This is a genomic window from Variovorax atrisoli (assembly GCF_014195185.1).
GTDB classification, from domain to species: Bacteria; Pseudomonadota; Gammaproteobacteria; order Burkholderiales; family Burkholderiaceae_C; genus Variovorax; species Variovorax atrisoli.
On record NZ_JACIBG010000001.1, the window covers coordinates 1,221,821 to 1,240,300 of the forward strand.

General features: G+C 68.3%; 16 protein-coding genes. 1 reads left to right on the top strand and 15 read right to left on the bottom strand.

What is annotated here, in order from left to right:
- Position 1: 1 nt before the first annotated feature.
- The 5 genes from FHY06_RS05800 to FHY06_RS05820 form a co-directional block, all read right to left on the bottom strand.
- Positions 2 to 2,536 (bottom strand): response regulator, encoded by a 2,535-nt coding sequence (locus FHY06_RS05800; RefSeq protein ID WP_260310049.1) that lies wholly within the window; start codon positions 2,534 to 2,536, stop codon positions 2 to 4.
- Positions 2,529 to 2,987 carry a response regulator gene (locus FHY06_RS05805; protein WP_019652139.1) on the bottom strand — a complete coding sequence of 153 codons (459 nt, stop codon included), beginning with the start codon at positions 2,985 to 2,987 and terminating at the stop codon, positions 2,529 to 2,531. Before FHY06_RS05805 ends, FHY06_RS05800 begins: the two co-directional genes overlap by 8 nt.
- On the bottom strand, positions 2,980 to 5,229 hold the full coding sequence (locus tag FHY06_RS05810) for an ATP-binding protein (RefSeq protein WP_311733671.1): 2,250 nt from the start codon (positions 5,227 to 5,229) through the stop codon (positions 2,980 to 2,982). Before FHY06_RS05810 ends, FHY06_RS05805 begins: the two co-directional genes overlap by 8 nt.
- Before the next feature lie 103 nt (positions 5,230 to 5,332).
- Entirely contained in the window at positions 5,333 to 5,962 is a 630-nt protein-coding gene (locus tag FHY06_RS05815; protein ID WP_184603795.1) for a biliverdin-producing heme oxygenase, read from the bottom strand.
- On the bottom strand, positions 5,959 to 6,099 hold the full coding sequence (locus FHY06_RS05820) for a hypothetical protein (protein WP_184603797.1): 141 nt from the start codon (positions 6,097 to 6,099) through the stop codon (positions 5,959 to 5,961). Before FHY06_RS05820 ends, FHY06_RS05815 begins: the two co-directional genes overlap by 4 nt.
- Positions 6,100 to 6,262: 163 nt before the next feature.
- Here FHY06_RS05820 and FHY06_RS05825 point away from each other — a divergent pair, with 163 nt between their 5' ends.
- On the top strand, positions 6,263 to 7,015 hold the full coding sequence (locus FHY06_RS05825) for a transporter substrate-binding domain-containing protein (protein WP_184603799.1): 753 nt from the start codon (positions 6,263 to 6,265) through the stop codon (positions 7,013 to 7,015).
- A gap of 10 nt (positions 7,016 to 7,025) precedes the next feature.
- Here FHY06_RS05825 and FHY06_RS05830 read toward each other — a convergent pair whose 3' ends face one another.
- The 10 genes from FHY06_RS05830 to FHY06_RS05875 all read right to left on the bottom strand — a co-directional run bounded on the left by FHY06_RS05830 (position 7,026) and on the right by FHY06_RS05875 (position 18,432).
- Complete coding sequence (locus FHY06_RS05830) at positions 7,026 to 7,439, bottom strand: hypothetical protein (RefSeq protein ID WP_132751327.1); 414 nt, start codon at positions 7,437 to 7,439, stop codon at positions 7,026 to 7,028.
- 79 nt (positions 7,440 to 7,518) lie between these two features.
- The gene (locus tag FHY06_RS05835) at positions 7,519 to 9,759 is read right to left on the bottom strand and encodes a M1 family metallopeptidase (protein ID WP_184603801.1); all 2,241 of its coding nucleotides are present in this window, start codon (positions 9,757 to 9,759) and stop codon (positions 7,519 to 7,521) included.
- Positions 9,760 to 10,416: 657 nt separating this feature from the next.
- Complete coding sequence (locus tag FHY06_RS05840) at positions 10,417 to 11,751, bottom strand: MFS transporter (protein ID WP_132751328.1); 1,335 nt, start codon at positions 11,749 to 11,751, stop codon at positions 10,417 to 10,419.
- Positions 11,752 to 11,785: 34 nt separating this feature from the next.
- Entirely contained in the window at positions 11,786 to 12,892 is a 1,107-nt protein-coding gene (locus FHY06_RS05845; RefSeq protein ID WP_132798208.1) for a porin, read from the bottom strand.
- A 44-nt stretch (positions 12,893 to 12,936) separates the two neighbouring features.
- On the bottom strand, positions 12,937 to 13,905 hold the full coding sequence (locus FHY06_RS05850) for a PDR/VanB family oxidoreductase (protein WP_184603803.1): 969 nt from the start codon (positions 13,903 to 13,905) through the stop codon (positions 12,937 to 12,939).
- A gap of 19 nt (positions 13,906 to 13,924) precedes the next feature.
- Positions 13,925 to 14,980, bottom strand: a complete 1,056-nt coding sequence (locus tag FHY06_RS05855) for a Rieske 2Fe-2S domain-containing protein (protein WP_019652128.1) — start codon at positions 14,978 to 14,980, stop codon at positions 13,925 to 13,927.
- A 16-nt stretch (positions 14,981 to 14,996) separates the two neighbouring features.
- Positions 14,997 to 15,221 (bottom strand): recombinase-like helix-turn-helix domain-containing protein, encoded by a 225-nt coding sequence (locus FHY06_RS05860; protein ID WP_019652127.1) that lies wholly within the window; start codon positions 15,219 to 15,221, stop codon positions 14,997 to 14,999.
- A 34-nt stretch (positions 15,222 to 15,255) separates the two neighbouring features.
- Positions 15,256 to 16,419 (bottom strand): FAD-dependent monooxygenase, encoded by a 1,164-nt coding sequence (locus FHY06_RS05865; RefSeq protein WP_184603805.1) that lies wholly within the window; start codon positions 16,417 to 16,419, stop codon positions 15,256 to 15,258.
- A 28-nt stretch (positions 16,420 to 16,447) separates the two neighbouring features.
- Positions 16,448 to 17,443, bottom strand: a complete 996-nt coding sequence (locus tag FHY06_RS05870; RefSeq protein WP_184603807.1) for a Bug family tripartite tricarboxylate transporter substrate binding protein — start codon at positions 17,441 to 17,443, stop codon at positions 16,448 to 16,450.
- Positions 17,444 to 17,460: 17 nt separating this feature from the next.
- A complete protein-coding gene (locus FHY06_RS05875; protein WP_145758675.1) occupies positions 17,461 to 18,432 on the bottom strand; it encodes a VOC family protein in 972 nt (323 codons plus the stop codon).
- Positions 18,433 to 18,480 lie beyond the last annotated feature (48 nt).

Here is an 18,480-nt window from a genome sequence, read left to right on the forward strand (position 1 = left end):
GCTAGCGCTCTTCGATCAACTGCTTCACGCGGCGCGCCAGCACGTCCATCTCGAAGGGCTTGGTCATCACGTGCATGCCGGGGTCGAGGTGGCCATGGCTCAACACGGCGTTTTCGGCATAGCCCGTGATGAAGAGCACCTTGAGGCCCGGCCGGGCCGTGCGCGCGGCGTCGGCCACCTGACGGCCGTTCATGCCGCCGGGCAGCCCAACGTCGCTCACCAGCAGATCGATGCGCTGCCGCGGCGTCTGGAGGATGCGCAGTGCCTCGGCCCCGTCCCCGGCTTCCAGCGTGGCGTAGCCCAGGCCCCGCATCACCTCGACGATGATCATGCGCAGCGCGGGTTCGTCGTCGACCACCAGCACGGTATCGCCCTGGTCGGCGCGCGGCGCGAGCATGGCCACTGCCGGTGCCGCGGACACTTCTTCCTGCATGTCATGGCGCGGCAGGTAGATGCTGACGGAGGTGCCCTTGCCGACCTCCGAGTAGATGCGCACCTGCCCGCCAGACTGCTTCGCGAAGCCGTAGATCATCGACAGGCCCAGTCCGGTGCCCATGCCGATCGGCTTGGTGGTGAAGAACGGATCGAAGGCCCGAGCCACCACTTCCGGCGGCATTCCCACGCCGTTGTCGCTGACGGTGAGCGACACGTACTGCCCCATCGGCAACTCGCGGTCGCGCGCGGTCCGGGCGTCGATCCAGCGGTTGGCGGTTTCTATCACCAGGGTGCCGCCTTCGGGCATGGCGTCGCGCGCGTTGATGCACAGGTTGAGCAGCGCGTTCTCGAGCTGGCCCGGATCGGCGTGCACGTTCCACAGCCCGACGGCCGCCACCGTCTCCAGCGAGATGTGAGGGCCCAGCGTGCGGCGCAGCAGCTCTTCCATTTCCGTCACCAGCCGGTTGGCGTTGACCGGCTTGGGCTCCAGCGTCTGGCGCCGCGAGAAGGCCAGCAGCCGGTGGGTGAGCGCGGCCGCGCGCTTGACCGCGCCCTGCGCCACGCCCACGTAGCGCTCCATGTCCGCCGGATTGCCCTGAAGGCCGCGCCGGCGCATCAGTTCGAGGCTGCCGCTGATGGCGGCCAGCAGGTTGTTGAAGTCGTGCGCCAGGCCGCCGGTGAGCTGGCCCACGGCCTCCAGCTTCTGGCTCTGGCGCAATTGCTCGCGCGCGGCATCGAGTTCGGCGGCGCGCTCCTTCTGCTCGGTGATGTCGCGCGCAGCGGCGTACAGCAGGCCGTTGTCGGGCACGGCGGTCCAGGAGAGCCAGCGGTAGCCGCCGCTCCTTGTGCGGTAGCGGTTCTCGAAACCGGTGGTGCGCTCGCCCTGCAGGAGGCGCTCCAGCTCGGCCTCGGTGTGGATCAGGTCATCGGCATGCACCAGCGAGCGAAAGGGCATGGCGCAGATCTCTTCGGCGTTCCAGCCCAGCACGGCTTCCCAGGCGGGGTTCACGCTCACGAAGAAGCCCTGAGAGTTGGCCACGCCCAGCAGGTCCTGGCTCAGGGCCCAGGTGCGGTCGCGCTCGTGGGTGCGCGCCTCGACCTGGCGCTCCAGCGACTCGGCCAGGGCCATCAGCTCGATCTGCGCCTCGCGCCGGGCGATGGCCGAGCGCACGCGGTCGCCGACCTCGCGGATGAAGTCCAACTCGTCGCGCGTCCACGGCCGCACTTCGCCATGGTTGAGATAGAGCAGCCCGACCAGCCCGCCGCGCTCGGTGAGCGGCATGTTGACCACCGCGCGCGCAGTGATGGCCTCCAGCGCCTGCGCGTTGTCGCGTGTGCGGGAGTCGAGCCGTGCGTCGGCGAAGGCCACGGTGACGCCCTTGCGCAGGTCGTCGATGTAGGAGCCGTAGTCGCGAAAGTGCAGCAGGCCCGCGAGGCTGGCCACGCCGGGCGCGGTCCAGTCGCGGGCGATGACGATGGTCTCGGCCGCCGTGTCCACCAGGCCGTATCCGGCGCGGTCCACGTCCAGGCTGCGCCCGAGCATTTCGGAGGCCGCATAGGCGATGTCGCCCGGCTCGTCCATGTCGCGGATGCGGTCGCCCAGCTCCATCAGGGCCAGGCGGCGCGCTTCGGCTTCCATGATGGCCTCGTTGGCCGCGTTCAGCCGGCGCTCCGCAAGCCCCTTGGCGCGCCGGTCGGCGGCCTCCTTGAGCGCGCGCTCCAGCACCACGGGCAGCCGCGCGAGACGGCCCTTGCTCACATAGTCGGTGGCCCCGCTCTTGAGCAGCTCGACCGCGTTGTCCTCGCCGATCACGCCCGAGACGAAGATGAACGGCGTCTCCGGCGCCAGGCGGCGCGCCAGCTCGAGCGCATGCGCGCCCGAGAACCCCGGCAGCTCGTAGTCGGACAGGATCAGCGAGAAGCCGCCTTCATTCAATGCTTCGACGAAGCCGCGCTCGTCGCGCACCGCGCGGATCGTGGCCAGCGGCAGGGTCTGGGCCAGCGCCTCGGTCAGCAGCTCGACGTCGAAGCGCGAGTCTTCGAGTACCAGGATGCTCGTCGGCTGCATGGTCGCGGCAGGGGCGCCGCCGTCGCTACTCATGTTTGCGCGCAGCCTTCAGGGAGCCCGGCGGCGGTTCGTTGAGCACGGCCCAGAACACACCCAGCTCGGCGATTGCGGAGACGAACCGGTCGAACGCCACCGGCTTGACCACGTAGGCGTTCACGCCCAGTTCGTAGCTGCGCAGCACGTCCGACTCTTCCTGCGACGAGGTGAGCATCACCACCGGAATGCTGCGCAGCGCCGGATTGGCGCGCACCGCCTGCAGCACCTCCAGTCCGGTGACCTTGGGCAGCTTCAGGTCCAGCAGGATCACGGCCGGATTGCCCTCGGCGCGGTCCGCATGCTCGCCCTGGCGGTGCAGGTACTCGAGCGCCTGCGCGCCGTCGCGCAGCACGACGACTTCGTTGGCGAGCTGGCTGCGCTCCAGCGCGATCAGGGTGAGTTCGAGGTCTCGCTTGTCGTCCTCGACAAGCAGGATCGGCTTAAGCATGTTCCTCTCCGTTGTCGGGGCCCTGGCGCGGCAGGATGAAGCCGAAGCTCGCCCCCGCGTCGATCTCCCCTTTTGCCCAGACCGTGCCGCCATGGCGCTCCACGATCCGCTTCACATTGGCCAGGCCGATGCCCGTGCCCTCGAAATCCTCTGCCTGGTGCAGCCGCTGGAACACGCCGAACAGCTTGTCGACGTATTTCATCTGGAAGCCCACGCCGTTGTCCTGCACTTCGAGCCCGTCGCCCAGGTCGCTGCGGATCCCGCGCACCGCGATGCGCGACAGGCTGCGGGTGCGCGAGTACTTGACCGCATTGGCCAGCAGGTTGCGCACCGCCACCTGCAGCAGCAGCGGGTCGGCATACAGCGCCGGCAGGTCGGCATCGACCTGCCATTCCACCTTGCGCTGCGGCTCCAGCCGCGTCAGCTCTCGCACCAGGCCCTCGACCAGCGAGGCGCTGTCGACCTGCCGCCGCTTGAGCGCGGAGCGGCCCATGCGGGAGAAGTCGAGCAGCGCGTCGACCATCTGTCCCGCGAAGGCGGCCGCCTCCTTGACGTGCGAAAGATAGCGGCGGCCCCGCTCGCTGAGCTGCTCGCCCTCGGTCTGCCCCACCAGGTCGACGTAGCCGGCGATGTGCCGCATCGGGGCGCGCAGGTCGTGCGACACGGTGTACGAAAACGCCTCCAGCTCCTTGTTGACGCGTCCCAGTTCGGAGGCCACGGAGGCCAGTTCCTCCGCGCGGCGCAGCACGATGCCGATCAGCGCCTGGCGCAGTTCGGCGGCCGCCCCGACCTCGGCCGGCGACCAGGGCTTGGAGCATCCGCGGATGTGCTCCACCCAGCTCGCAAAGCTCAGGCGAGGATGCATGCGGCCGTTGACCAGGCTCTGCGGTTTCTGCGGGTCGCCCGCCCAGCGGACCGTCTGCACGATCTCGGGGCGGAACCAGAGGATCAGGTGCCGGTGCACCTGCGAGATGGAGATGGCGAGCACGCCCGCCGCCACGTCGACGAACTGCGAAGCCGGCGCGAAGTGCGCCGCCAGCGCATTGCTCTCATAGACCTCCACGCCCAGCCCCGCGATCCAGCCCGCAAGCTCCTGCACGTGCGCGCGCGCCGGCACGTCGCCCACGCACCAGACCTCGTCGTCGAGCACCACGGCGGCGCCCGTGGCGCGCATCACGCGCAGCATCAGCGAGACCTCGGACGTGAGGTGCTGCAGGGTGCCGTCGCTGTTGGACAGGTGCGAGACGATCTGCAGCGTGAGCTTGCGCAGCTCGAGCCGCTCGGCCACCTCGCCGTTGCTTTCCTTCGAACGGATCTGCAGCGACAGCAGCTGCCCCAGGTGCTCGCACGCGAGCCGCGTCGCCGTGTCGAGGAAGCGCGGCGCATGGTCGTGGCAGGAGATCAGGCCCCAGAGCCTGCCGTCGATGACGATCGACACCGACATGGACGCCAGCGTGCCCATGTTGCGCATGTACTCGAGGTGGATCGGCGAGACGCTGCGCAGCTGCGCCTGCGAAAGGTCGATGTCGGCGGCCGTGAGCGACGCGTCGTTGGCACGCAGGCGCACCGGCTGGTAGTTGGCGTCGGCGATCAGCCGGAAGTGGTTGACGAGGTACAGCTCGCGCGCCTGGCGCGGAATATCGGACGCGGGAAAGTGATGGCCGCTGTAGCTGTCGTAGCCCGGCTCGGCGGCCTCTGCCAGCACCTCGCCATGGCCGGCTGCGTCGAAGCGGTAGACGAGGCAGCGGCCGAAACCGGTGAGCCGCTTCATCTCGCGTGCGGCCAGGCAGCACAGTTCGTCCACCGTGGCTGCATCCTGCAGCCGGGGCAGGAAGACGCGGCCCAGAGAATAGATGGGCGCCTCGTTGCCGCCCGGGGGCGAGGCGGCCTCGAACTCGACGATCAGGTGGTTCCCGCCACGGTGCGCGGAAACGTCGAAGAAATTCTGCGCAAGACTCATCGCCCCGAGCGACACCGGAGAGCCGCCCGGCGGCATCGCCGGCAAACGCAACCCGCGCACGGCCTCGAGCGCGGCGGGCAGTTCGGCGTCGGGCCAGTTCTCGCTCCATGCGACAAGCGCCAGCGAGCCGCCGTCGAGCACCAGCATGCGGCCGTGCGGCTGGATCGAGCCCGGAACGCGGATCGGCTCGAGGTCGCAATTGGACAGGTCGACCGGCACGGGCTCGAGGGCCCGCGAGCCGGCCTGCGGCTGGGGCTCGGTGAGGGTCAGGGGCGGCGGCACGTTGGTCAAGTTCGGGCGAGGCGGCGGCGGCCGCACTGGTTTATCTGGAAACAGGTTGACAGGATCATGCCAGCGCGTCTTCGGGGGATTCGTCGGCGGCTTCCTACAATCCGGCCGGCTGCAAACCGAAGCGCGGGATGAGGGTTTCGAAGCCGGCCACCGCGCCGCGCTGGGCCGAATCGACAGCCGCCGGATCGCGCAGCGCCGCGGCCAGTTGCGCGACGAATTCCTTCCAATGCGCGGGCAGGCCGTCGGGTGCGTCGACGGGCTGGAAGTAGCGCATCGGATGCGGCGCCAGCTTCGGCGCCAGGCGCTTGTGCATGGCCAGGCCGCCGAGCTGGGAGCCTTCGAGCACGTAGGCCAGGCCCCAGGCGAACGCAGGCTCGGCGGCGGCCTCCACGAGCCGAGGCGCAAGGCACGCCTGGGCCGTGGCGGCGGCGTGCTCCCCGACCGGCGCTGCACCGGCATCCTCCAGATCGAGCGCCAGGGCCGCCAGGCGCCGGTCGGTGCGCCGCGCCACGCGGTCGAGCCCGGGATCGCCGGGGACGGCCAGCGCCTGCCGCACCGCCTCCAGCCAGGGACGCAGGGCGCGCAGGTGATCCGCGTAGTCGGCCAGCGAGGCATCTTCGCGGGCGATCGGCAGCTGGCTGTCGAGCGCTTCGTGCAGCGCATGCGTGGCATTGCGCAGGGGGCGCAGCACCTCGGCCATCGAGGGTTGGACGGCGGCGCTCATCGCGGGAGGCCCTCCGGCTGGGCGGTCACGTCGATCGTGGGGCCGAACACACGAATGTCGAGCTCGCTCTCCGTCGCCGATACCAGGTTGCGGCGGACGGGGACGTTGTCGTCGACAGGAAAGGTGGAAAGCGGCACGGCGGAAACGGCAGGAGTTAAAGAGAAAAGATTACCTTCGAATATGCCCGAGCCTACGGGAGCCGCCGGGCCTCGCCGGTGAGCGCGCTTCCCTACATCCGGTAGGAAATTCCGCAGGCCCGCCCGTAAACTGGCGCGCTCCTCCTGCCGACGAACGAACGCCATGACACAGCCTCAGCCGACGACGATCTCCCCCTCCCTCGTTTCCGCCTTCGCGCCCGGCGGCACGCTGCGCGCCTCGATCAACCTGGGCAATCCGATCCTCGCCAACAAGGACGCCGCAACCGGCGAACCCGTGGGCGTGTCCATCGACCTGGCACGCGAGTTCGCGCGGCGCCTGGGCGTGGGCATCGAGCTGGTGGTGTTCGAGAAGGCCGCCGCATCGGTGGACGCGGTCAAGAACGAGAAGGCCGACATCGGCTTCTTCGCCATCGACCCGGCGCGCAGCGAAGGGCTGCTCTTCACCGCGCCCTACGTGCTGATCGAGGGCAGCTACCTCGTGCCCGAAGGCTCGGCCCTGAAGGACAACGCGCAGGTCGATGCCAAGGGCAACCGCATCTCGGTCGGGTCCGGCAGCGCCTACGACCTGTTCCTCACGCGCGAGATCAAGGCGGCCGAGATCGTCCGCCTCCAGGGCGCGGGGCCCGCACTGGCGGCATTGCGCTCGGGCGAGGTCGAGGTGGCGGCCGGCATCCGCCAACTGCTCGAAGGCGAGGCGCAGCGCGCACCCGGCGTGCGCGTGCTGCCGGGGCGCTTCATGGTGATCCAGCAGGCCATGGGCACGCCCGCCAGCCGCGGCGCCCAGGCGCAGGCGCTGCTCGCGGCCTTCGTCGAGGAGATGAAGGCCAGCGGCTTCGTGGCCGACGCGCTGAAGCGCCACCGCATCGAGGGCGCGAGCGTGGCGCCGGCCGCCTGAGCCTCCGGGTTCAGAGCTTGTACGCCTCCACCGGCCCTCGCGAATAGAACAGGAAGTAGCCGGTCGAGGTCTGGAAGCCGTTCTTCTTCCAGCCGGCCGGCACCTTGAAGATTCCGAGCTGCTCGCTCGCCACGCCGACGAAGGCGGTGTTCTCCCGGTCGGTGGTGATGCGCGTCCAGTGCTCGCGCGTCACTGGCTTCATCGTCATCTTCGGCTCGCTCCACTCGGCCGTGCGGACCTTGTCGCGCATCACGTAGGCGTCGCCCTGCTTCTCGATCTTGATGAGCTCCTTGAGCGCACCGTTCTGCTTCACGGCGTAGGTGCCGACCAGTTCGGCCTCGGGCGCGCCGCCGCTGTTCGCGCCGCAGGCGGCGAGCAGCAATGCCGACGCACCGGCGGCCAGCCATTTGAGTGCTGTGTTCATGATGATCCCTTGTCGAAGGAGCGCGCACCGCCCTGCATGCCGCATGCAGGACGGCGCGCGCCGTTTCAGCCGATGCCGCTCAGCGCTTCTCGTTCTCGCGCAGCTTCAGGCTGCCCTGGAAGCGCAGTGCGTGCGGGTACTCCTCCTTCTCCGCACCGGTGGCCACCGCAGCCATCTTCTGCTCGCTCACCTGGGTCTTGGCCAGCAGCGGTGCGGGCAGGTTCAGCACGCCCTTGATCTGGTCGTACTGCGCCTGCGTGATGCGGCCCACGCTCAGCAGCCGGAACGCATCGCGCTCGATGTTCAGCAGCAGCGGCTTGTTGCCCGCGAAGTTCTGCGCCCTGGCCAACAGCGCGCTCCACGAGGGGGCGCTGTAGTTGCTCACGTAGTAGTCCTGCCCGGTCGGCCCGGCCAGCACCGCGGTGCAACCGGGCAGCTCGATCTGCGTGCTGTTGCCCGACATCACGAAGGTCTTGCGCTGCTCCATCGAGTCGCCATAGGCCAGCGTCACGGGAATGGTCCAGGTCGATGCTGGGTACAGGTTCTGGTTGGGGAAGGCTTCCTGCGTGATGTTCACGTAGGTGCTTTTGCCCGCGCACTGCGCGTCCACCGTGAGCAGCGGAATGCCGGTCTGGCGGATCAGGCTGTCGCCGATCTCGCTCACCTTCTTGCCGTTGCTGGCCTTCTCCAGCGAACTCCACAGCCGCGACGGCGTGACGTTGCCGAAGGCGTAGTCCTTCAGGTAGATGCGCAGGCCCTTCTGCATCGCTTCCTCGCCGATGTAGTTCTGGATGGTCTCCAGCACGTGGCTGCCCTTGTTGTAGACGAAGATCGACGGGCTGATGAAGCCGAACGAGCCCGCGTCGTTGAGGTTGCGCTGCACCGGCACGGCCGTGCTCTTCAGGTCGGCGACGATCACGTTGTGCTTGTCGAGCACGTAGTCGGAGAAGCTGTAGTACTCGGGGTGGAACTTGATCGTGGTGCGCCTTTCGAACCAGCGCGCGAAAGACTCGTTGAGCCACACGTTGTCCCACCAGTCGAGCGTGACCAGATCACCGAACCACTGGTGCGCCACCTCGTGCGTCACCACCGTCACCGAGTACAGCGTGGGCGTGTCGCCCGGCTTGGTGAGCACCGAGTCGGCAAACTCGAAGATCGAGCCCCAGTTCTCCATGCCGCCGAAGCCGGTGTTGGGCTTGTTGTTGTAGCTGTCGTTGGCAGCGACGGTGTCGAACTTCTTGAACGGCAGCGGAATGCCGGTGTAGTTGTAGTAGTAGTCCATCGACACCTTGGTCCACTCCATCGCGAACTTGGCCCAGTCGGAGCGGCCCGGCGGCGTGAACCAGCGCAGCGGCATCTCGCTGCCGTCGAGCGGGTTCTTGAACTTGTCGGCCAGGATGTCGAACTTGCCGCCGCCGAAGAAGGTCAGGTACATCGGCATGGAGGGCGTCTTCTCGAAGGCCACGCGCTGGTAGCCGTCGGGCAGTTTCGTCGCCTCGATCTGCGCGCCGTTGGACACCGTCTTCCAGTCGCCCGGCACCTCGGCCGATATCTCGAAGGTGTGGCGGAAGGCCGGCTCGTCCCATCCCGGGAACCACTGCCGCGCGTAGTTGGTCTCGCCCTGCGTCACGATGGCGTCGCTGCTCACGCCCTCGGGCGTGGAGAGTCCTACCTTGAAGATGCCGGTGGCGGCCGAGCAGAACGGGTTGCGCGCCACCTCGGCCGGCGGGCAGTACTCGGCGTCGGAGAACTGGATCTTGCCGTCCCACTCCATGTGCAGCAGGTACTTGCCCTTGGCGATCTGGCCGTCGTTCAGGCGCAGCTGCACGAAGTCGCCCAGCGTCTGCGGCGTGGGAATCAGCGGAATCGCCTCCGAAGGGTTCGACACCTTGCGCAGCGTGGTGCGGCCCCTCGCGAAGTTCAGGTTGTGCGCAGCGACGACGATGGCATCGACAGGCTTTAGCACTTCGATCTCCACGTCGCCGCGGCCCACGAAGGTCTTGAGCGCCGCATCGGGGCGGAACCACAGCTTGTAGTTGCTGGGCCAGACGGTGTCGGGCAGCTCCATCGGCCGCGCCGAGCGGTCGACGGCGGCGACCGCATTGTTCGCCGCGTTGGGCACGCCGTCATCGGGCGCCTTGGCGGTGGGATCGGACACGGGAGCGGAAACGACCTGGTCCGAAGGTGCGCTGAGGCCGACGCCTGCACCGCCCAAGGAAGAGCCACCGCCGTCTCCGCCGCCGCCGCAAGCCGTGAGGACGGCAAGGGTGACTGCGGTGATGGCAAGATGATGGAGCACGGGTGTATTGAATCTTTTCATGATCGCCTCTGAGTACTCTTGGTAAGAAGAAACATGCGCCGGCTTCGCAGCCGCCGGCGGATAGCCGGCGATGCGCAAGACGCGCGCGGTGATGAGTGAGATGAACAACGGGGGAATCGGGGAGAAACGGGCAACACGGTGCCCTCCCGGCGAACTCGTTCGTTCGTCAGGACCACACGGTCATGCAGGGTCGCACCGCGCGCGAGGCGGCGGTCCCAGGATGCGAGGCGTGAGAGGTTCCATTCCCGTCGATCGCGGGGTGATGGGATGGGCAGGCGGGGCTTGTGGCGCGAAGGCCTTCGTCAATGCATGCGCATCGTCGGCGCGACACGCACCCGCGAAGCGGGAACGGTGCGAACCGTGTTGGCGATGGCAAGACTTGCTGCGGCTCTTGTCGTTGATTTCACGCGCATTCCCTCGTCCATTGATGTCACGCAGTTGTAGCTGATGGGCGCTGCGTGCTCAATGAATCGCGGAACTTTTCCTTCTCAAAATGTTCGCGCGCGATAGGCCGAATGGCGTCATGGCACGCGACGCATGCCATGCAATACGAAGATGGTTCAGCCGCCGAAACACCTGCTCACGCAGATGACGGAAACCGGGTCGCCGCAGTGTGACCCGACCACGACAGTACGAAGGTACAAGCCTTCGAAAAAGCTACGAAAGCTGTGAACCAGAGACTGTGTGCGCGCTGCGCGCGCGGTCGCGCAGCCACAGCATGAGGCCGCAGCCGAACACGACCACCTGCGTGCCGATGAGCAGCGCGAAACCCGCGAAGAAGCCGGAGGCAGATGAAGCTGCCGCCGCCGGGCCGGCACCAGCCCCATGCGACATCGCACCGATCACGCCGCCCATGAGCGCAGGCATGAAGCCCGCCACGAGGCTGCCCACGCCGTTGGTCACACCGAACGCGCTGGCCGTGTGCTCGGGACGCGAGCAGTACTGCACCGTGCTGGGGATGGCCGGGCTCTGCAGCCCCCAGAAGAAATTGGCCGCCACCAGGCAGCAGGCCGCCACGTAGGGGTCATGCGCATTGATGGCCATGAGCACCGACAGCGCCACGCCCACGCTCGCGCCCATGAAGATGAAGGGCACCCGCTCGCGGCCCACCTTGTCGATGAGCACGCCGCCCACGAACACCGCGAGCACCGTGGCGTACTGAGGCAGCGAGGCCAGCCAGCCCATCTCGCGCATCGAGAAGCCGCGCGCCTCGCGCAGGTAGGTCGGCAGCCAGTTGCTGCTGCCCCAGAGGTAGGCCAGCGCTGCCGAGGTCAGCAGCGTGACGACGAAGAGGTGCCGCGTCTGCAGCGCGCCCTTCACGATGCCGCCGACGCGCGACATCGCCTCGCCGAAGGAAGATGGCTTCACGCCGTCGGCGTGCCCCGGCGGCATGCGCACGAAGGCCAGCACCAGAGGAATGCCCAGCACGATGTTCATGACGCCGAGCACGTGGAAGGAGCTGTCCCACGCGAACTGCGTGAGCAGCCAGCCGACGAGCGGATAGCCGATGGCCAGCCCCAGGCCCGTGCCCATGTTGACGAAGGCATTGGGCTTGCCGTTCTCGTCGCTGCGGAAGTGCGCCTTGATGTACGCGGAAGCCAGCGAGAAGAGCGGCCCTTCCGACACGCCCAGCAGCACGCGCGAGGCCAGCAGCAGGCCGTAGCTGTGGAACATCGGCGAGGCCCAGGTCACCACGCCCCAGAGGATCAGCCCGTAGACCAGGCTGCGCCGCACCCCGAAGAGCGCGGAGCAGAACGGCGTGAGCACGAAGGCCGACACGCCGTAGCCCAGCATGAAGGCCGTCGCCAGGAAGCCCTGGCTCACGCGGTCGGTGGCCGCGAGGCCCACGTGCTCGAGGAACGCTGCATCGGTGATGAGCACGGCGATGTTGATGCGGTCGACGTAGGAGATGGCGACGATCACGAACAGCGTGATGACGCCGTACCAGCGAAGGCTTGCGCCGCCGTTCTTGTTGCTGCTGCTGTTCTGCATGGCCGGTCCTGACGGGGTGAAGGTGATGGGGCGCCTAGAACATGTGGCGCATGCCGAACTCGGTGCCGCTGGAGGCACGGTTCGGCGCGGTGATCGCGCCCGAGAGGGCCTGCGACGCACCGTTGCTGTTGCTGATGCGCGCGATGGTGGCGTAGAGCGCCGTGCGCTTCGAAAGGTTGTGCACGTAGCCGATGGCCAGCTTCGACGACGTGGGCTTCAGCAGCGCACCGGCCGGCTCCAGCCGGTAGCGCGCATACGAGGCCTTGATCTCGCCCGGCCCGATGGGCAGCTGGAAGCCAACGAGCACGCCCTTGGCATCGGTGCTGCCCTTCGACTCCTTGTACAGCTCGCTCGTGAGCTTGAGGTTCATGAGCGAGGCATCGAAGGTGTAGGAGGCGCCGAGGTTGGTCACGCGCAGGTCGCCGCTCGCGTAGCGGGTACGGCCGGTGGCCAGCGCGATGTTGAGCCCGCCGCCCTGGTAGCCCAAGCGTGCGCCGGTGTGGTCGCCGTCGTGCCTGTTCGACACCTGCGTGCCTGGCAGCACCGAGTTCGAGTCGTTCTCGCCCATGGCGTACATCACCTGGCCGTAGAAGCCGCCGAGGTCGGCCGGCAGCAGGTAGCCGATGCTGTTCGACGCGCGCGTGCCGGTGGGCGCGACCAGGCCGCCGAGGCCCGAGAAGTAGATCTGGTTGGCTCCGATGCCGCCGCCCGTGCCGAAGGGGTCGAAGATGGCGGTGTTCCAGAAGGCGGGTACGTAGTCGCGGCCCAGCCGCAGCTCGCCGAAGGGGCCCGCGAGGCTCACTGTGGAGCGGCGGTTGAAGCTCAGCACGCCGGCCGGGCCGTTGCCGCTGGCCTGGTTGTTGGAGTTCGAGGGAAAGCCCTGCGCGCTGTCGTTCTGCAGGCCCATCTCGAGCCAGAAGTTCGCCGAGTAGCCGCCGCCCAGGTCTTCGGTGCCGCGAAAGCCAAGGCGGCTGAACATGTTGCCGCTGTTGGTCAGCTGCGTCTTGCCGGCCGAACCGGGGCCGCTGCCCTTGGTGTAGGTGACGGCCGCATCGACCACGCCGAAGAGCGTGAGGGAAGACTGGGCCAGCGCTCCGCCAGCCCCGCTGGCCGCAGCCAGCGCGATCAGGTACTTTTTCATTGAGTTGTCCCGGGTGGTTTTCTTCTGTCGGCCGGTGGCCCCGTTCAGATGTCGAGCACCAGCCGCGCGCCCTTGCAGCGCGAGACGCAGATCATCATGGTCTTGTTCGACGCACGTTCGATCTTGGTGAGGATGCCGTCGTGGTGGTCGACCTCGCCTTCGAGCACGGCCGTCTCGCAGGCGCCGCACACGCCTTCCTTGCAGCTGTGGTCGGGGTTGAGGCCGGCATCGATCAGGCTGTCGAGGATCGACTTGCCCGCCGGCACCTCCACGCTCTTGCCGCTCCTGGCGCACTCCACCACGCATGCCTGCGAGGCGGCGCCCGCCTCCACCTGCACGGCGGCGAAGCGCTCGATGTGCGCATTGGCGTAGCCCAGCTGCTCGCAGCTCTTCTCGAAGGCATCGAGCATCGGCGTGGGGCCGCAGCAGTAGTAGTGGCTGGCGGCGCCCTTGCCGGACAGCAGCTCGGCGAGGTTCGGCGGGGCGCCCTTCTCGTCGTCGAAATGCCAGGTAAGCTGCACCGACTTCTCTTTCGCGAGCGCCTCGATGGCGTCGCAGAAGGCGGCCTCCTTGCGGGTGCGCGCGCAGTAGACGATCTCCACCGGCTTGCCGATGGCCACCAGCCGCTGCAGCATGCACCAGATGGGCGTGACGCCGATGCCGCCGGCCACGAGCACCGAGCGCTCGGCGCCCTCCTCCAGCCGGAAGTTGTTGCGCGGTGCCGAGATGGGCAGCGTCATGCCCACGCGCAGCTGCTGGTGCACGTAGCGCGAGCCGCCGCGGCTCTTGCGGTCGTTGAGCACGCCCACCACGTAGCGCTGGCGGTCGCTCGACGGATTGCACAGCGAGTAGCTGCGCACCAGCCCGTTGGGCAGGTGCAGGTCGATGTGGGAGCCGGCCTCGAAGGCGGGGAAGTCCACAGCGGGCGTGGCCGGCCGGAACTCGACGCTCACGATGCCTTCGGCCTCGTAGCGCATGGTGTGCACGAGGGCGTTGAGCGTTGGGGAAGACATGGCGAAGCTCTCTCCCCCGTCAGGCCGTGGCGGCTTCGCCTGCCTCGGCCAGCTGCGCAACGGCCAGGTTGCGCATGTGGCGGCGCAGGCGGACGATGCCCAGGTCGTGCTGGTACAGGTTCTCGTGCTGGTTGGCGTCGGGCTCCATCTCTTCCAGCATCACGCGGTCCTGCTCCAGCACATGCCAGTGGCGCGCCTCCAGGCGGTTGCGGTACAGGAAGCGCCAGGTGTCGCGCTGCCAGCCCGGCTGCAGCTTGCGCACGCGCCAGAAGAAGGTCGCCGTCATGCCCTTCACGATGGGCGAGAAGGCGCCGATGATGATGAAGTTGCCGCCGGGACCGCCGGTCTTCGGGTACGGGATTTCGAGGCGCATCCAGTGGATGCCGGTGTCGGCCCACTCGGTCCAGTCGAAGTTGACGTTGCGCTGGCCTTCCTTCTCGAAGACGAAGCCGGTGTCGGTCTGGCGGATGCCGAACTTGGCGCTCGAATCGCCCTCGGCCATCGAATGCGACTGCTTGTGCAGGTAGGTGCCGTGCATCGGGTCCATCACGTTGTCGAGCACGTAGCGGTAGTCGCCCTTCCACTCGGTGTAGCAGAGGAAGCTGCTGTACTCGGCGTCGTCGGTGAGCTGCTCGGGCAGCACCAGCGGCGGCGGCACGTCGACCGGCTCCTTCGAGTTGTAGAGGAACACCGCGCCGGCGCGCTCCTGCACGTGGAAGTGCATCGTGGCCTTCGAGCCCTCGAGCTTGCAGCCGGGGCTGCCCGGCACGCGGGTGACGACGCCGTCGTGGCGCACTTCCACGCCGTGGTAGGGGCACGAGAGCCGGTCGCCCAGCACCACGCCCTGCGACAGCGGCGCGCCGCGGTGCGGGCAGCGGTCCTCCAGCGCATGCAGCACGCCTTCGCCGTCGCGCCACAGCGCGATCTTGCGGCCGAGGCGGCGCAGGGAGATCGGGTTCTCCTTGATGAAGTGCGAGGGGCAGATCGGGTACCAGAGGTCCTTCAGCCCGATCTCGAGCAGATGGTCGACCGGGTCCGCTGCAGCGTTGCCGGCGGGTTGGATGGCGATGGTCATGATGTTCCTTTCCCTCTCAGGCCGCCAGCGCGGCCATTTCCTTGCGGTAGAGCTCTTCGGTCCACTGCTGGCCGCCCGGCGTGGCGAGGCCGCTGTCGTTCAGGCGCTGCACCAGGCCCGGCAGGTCGTGGATGCCATCTGCGAAGGCGCGCTCGATCACGTCGCCCAGCAGGTCTTCGTAGGTGGTCGCGGGGCGCCGGCGCGCCTGGTGCGGTTGCAGGTAGCGGTCTTGGGTTTGCATCGTGGGCCTCCGTAGGGCGGAATGAATTGAAGATTCAGGCGGCGGCCGCCATGGCCGGGGTCGCGAGCGGCACGGCCCAGGCGTCGTAGCCGTAGACCCAGTCCGCGTTGCCGCCTTCGCGCAGCCAGTTGTTGCCGCGCGAGCCGAGCTGGACCTGGCTGGCCCGCTCGATGCGCGCGGTCTCGAAGCCCTGCAGCGCGGCAGGCAAGTCGGCCATGGCCACGCCTTCGAGATGGCGCGACAGCACCACAGCGTCCTCGATGGCCATGCCCGCGCCCTGCGCCATGAAGGGCAGCATCGGGTGCGCGGCATCGCCCAGCAGCGCCATGCGGCCCTTGGTCCAGGCGGGCATCGGGTCGCGTTCATACAGCGCGGTCTTGAGCACCGTGTCGCAGGCGTCGAGCAAGGCGCGCGCCTCGGGGTGGTAGGCCACGTACTGCTCGCGCAGTTCCTCGACGCTGCCGGGCGCGGTCCACGATTCGAGGTGCCAGCTGTCCTGCGGCGTGGTCGCGAAGATGAAGACGTCCTTGCCCCGGTTCAGCGGGAAGGTGACGATCTGGCTCTGCGGATTCGGGCCCCACCACTTGGTGAAGGCGCCCAGGTTGGGCACGCCGGCCACGCGCTCGGCCGGCACCACGGCACGGTAGGCCACGATGCCGGTGAAGCGCGGGCTCTCGGCGCCGAACATCGCGGTGCGCACGCACGAGTGGATGCCGTCCGCGCCGATCAGTGCGCCGACGCGTGCATCGGTGCCGTCCGCGAACGAGAGGCTCACGCCCCTTTCATCGGCGGCGATCTTCTCGGCCCGCTTGCCGAGCGCGACGCGCTCGTTCGGGAACATGTCGGCCAGCGCCGCCAGCAGGTCGGCGCGGTGGATGGTGAGCTGCGGCGCGCCGTAGCACTGCTCGGCGGTGTCGGCCATCTCCAGGCGCGAAGTCTCCTCGCCGGTGTCGTAGGTGCGGCTGATGCGGTGCGAGGGGCGCGCCGCCGTGACGCGGGCCGCCTCGCCCACGCCCAGGCCGTCGAGGGCGCGCACGGCATTGGGCGTGAGGTTGATGTCGGCGCCGACGCGGGCGAACTGCTTCGCCTGCTCGAACACGACCACGTCGTGGCCTGCGCGGCGCAGCGCGATGGCCGCGACGAGCCCGCCGATGCCCGCGCCGACGATGCCGATGGTGGATTCGCTGGTGGTCTTCATGAGACTTTGCCTTCGTTCCTGCGCCGGCTCACTCGGCAACGATGTTGCGGGCCTTGATGATCTTGGCCCACACGGCCGTCTCGTCGCGGATGTAGGCAGCGAAGTCGGCCGGCTTCATGGCCGCGTCGGTCATGCCCTGCAGCTTCAGGCGCTCGCGCACGTCGGGCTTGGAGAGCATTTCGGCAGCGTCCTTGGCGAGTTGCTCGACCACGGCGGGCGGCGTGCCCGCGGGCGCCATCAGGCCGTACCACGAGGTCACGGTCACGCCCTGGATGCCCTGCTCCGCCAGCGTGGGGATGTCGGGCGCCGCGGCGCTGCGCTTCGCCTCGGTCACGCCGATGGCGACCAGCTTGCCGTTCTTCAGGAAGGGCAGCGTCGCCGGCAGGTTGCTGAACATCAGCGGCACGGTGCCGCCGAGCACGTCGTTGAGCGCGGGCGCCGTGCCCTTGTAGGGCACGTGCAGCATGTCGATGCCGGCCTGCTGCTTGAAGAGCTCGCCCGCCAGGTGCAGGCCGCTGCCCACGCCGGGCGAGGCATACGAGAGCGTGCCGGGCTTGGCCTTGGCCTGAGCGACCAGGTCCTTCGCGTTCCTGATGCCCGATTCGGGCGATGCCACCAGAACGTTGGGCGCCTTCGCGAGCATGGTGACCGGCACGAAGTCCTTCGCCATGTCGAAGGGGAAGTTGGGCATCAGCGTCGGGTTGATGGTGACGTTGCCCGCCGGGATCACCAGCAGCGTGTGGCCGTCGCCCTTGGCGCGCTTGACCTTGTCCATGCCGATGTTGCCGGCCGCGCCCACCTGGTTGTCGACCACCGCCGCCTGGCCGTAGCGCTTGGCCAGGCCGTCGGAGAGCACGCGGGCCAGCGTATCGACCGGCCCGCCCGGCGGGAACGGCGAGATGATGGTGAAGCGCTCGCTCGAGAGCTGCTTCTGCGCCTCGCTCTGCTGCGCGTGCACGGGCGCGGCGAGCGTGAAGGCCGCGACTGCGGCGAACAGGACGGAAAGAGAGAAACGTCGTTGCATGTCGGTGGTCGGGTGAGTCATTTCTTTTCGGTGATGAAGGCGCCCTTGGGCCCTTCGGCATTCTTCTGGCGGCGCGTGTTGCCATCGAGGCCGCCGTCCACTGCCCATTCGGCGAAGACCGTGGGGCCAGGCTCGAACTCGCGCGGCTGCCAGTCGGCGGTGAGCTGGTCTTCGTCGGCGTAGTACTCGATGAGGCCGCCCGCCGGATTCTTGAAGTACCAGAAGTACGCCGAAGACACCGGATGGCGGCCCGGGCCGAGCTGGGTTTCCCAGCCGCAGCGCGAGAAGTGCAGCCCGCCGCCGAACACCTCGTGGATGTCGCGCACCGTGAAGGCCACGTGGTTCAGCCCGCGCTTGCCCGAGGGGATCTGCAGCAGGAACAGGTCGTGGTGGCCGCCTTCGGCCGCGCAGCGCATGAAGGCGCCGCGGTTGGGGTAGCTGTCGGAGGCCACGAAGCCGAAGCGATCGGCATAGAAGGCGCCGGTGGCCTTCACGTCGCTCACGAAGAACACGACATGGCCGACCTCGATGGGCGTGGCGCGTTCATAGATGGGCGCCGGCTGGTTGATGCGCAGCTTCGCGTTCCAGGTGTTCATGGCGCCGCAGTCGACCTGCACCGCGTGCTTGCGGCTGACCTGCAGTCGCACGGCTAGGCCGTTGGGGTCGATGCAGCCGATGCGGCGGGCGCCGTCCACCGTGTCGTCGAAGAACGCCGGGTCTCGCGCGATGGCGGCGGCGTAGCGGTCGAGATCGGCTTCGCTTTCCACGCCCCACACCACTTCGCGCAGCGTCGGGCCTTCCTCCATCGCGGGCGGCAGGCCCGGCTTGTCCAGCGCCGCGACCACCACCTTGCAGCCGTTCAAGCACTCGAAGACGAGTTCGTCGGCGGCCTCCGACTTCAGGGAAAGGCCCCAGTCCTGGAAGAACCGGCGGCAGGCGGGCAGGTCGTCCGCGCCGTAGGTGATCTGGTCGATGCCAAGTACGCTCATTTCAATCTTTCTTTCATGCCGAGCGGCACACGCGCGGCACCGAACATC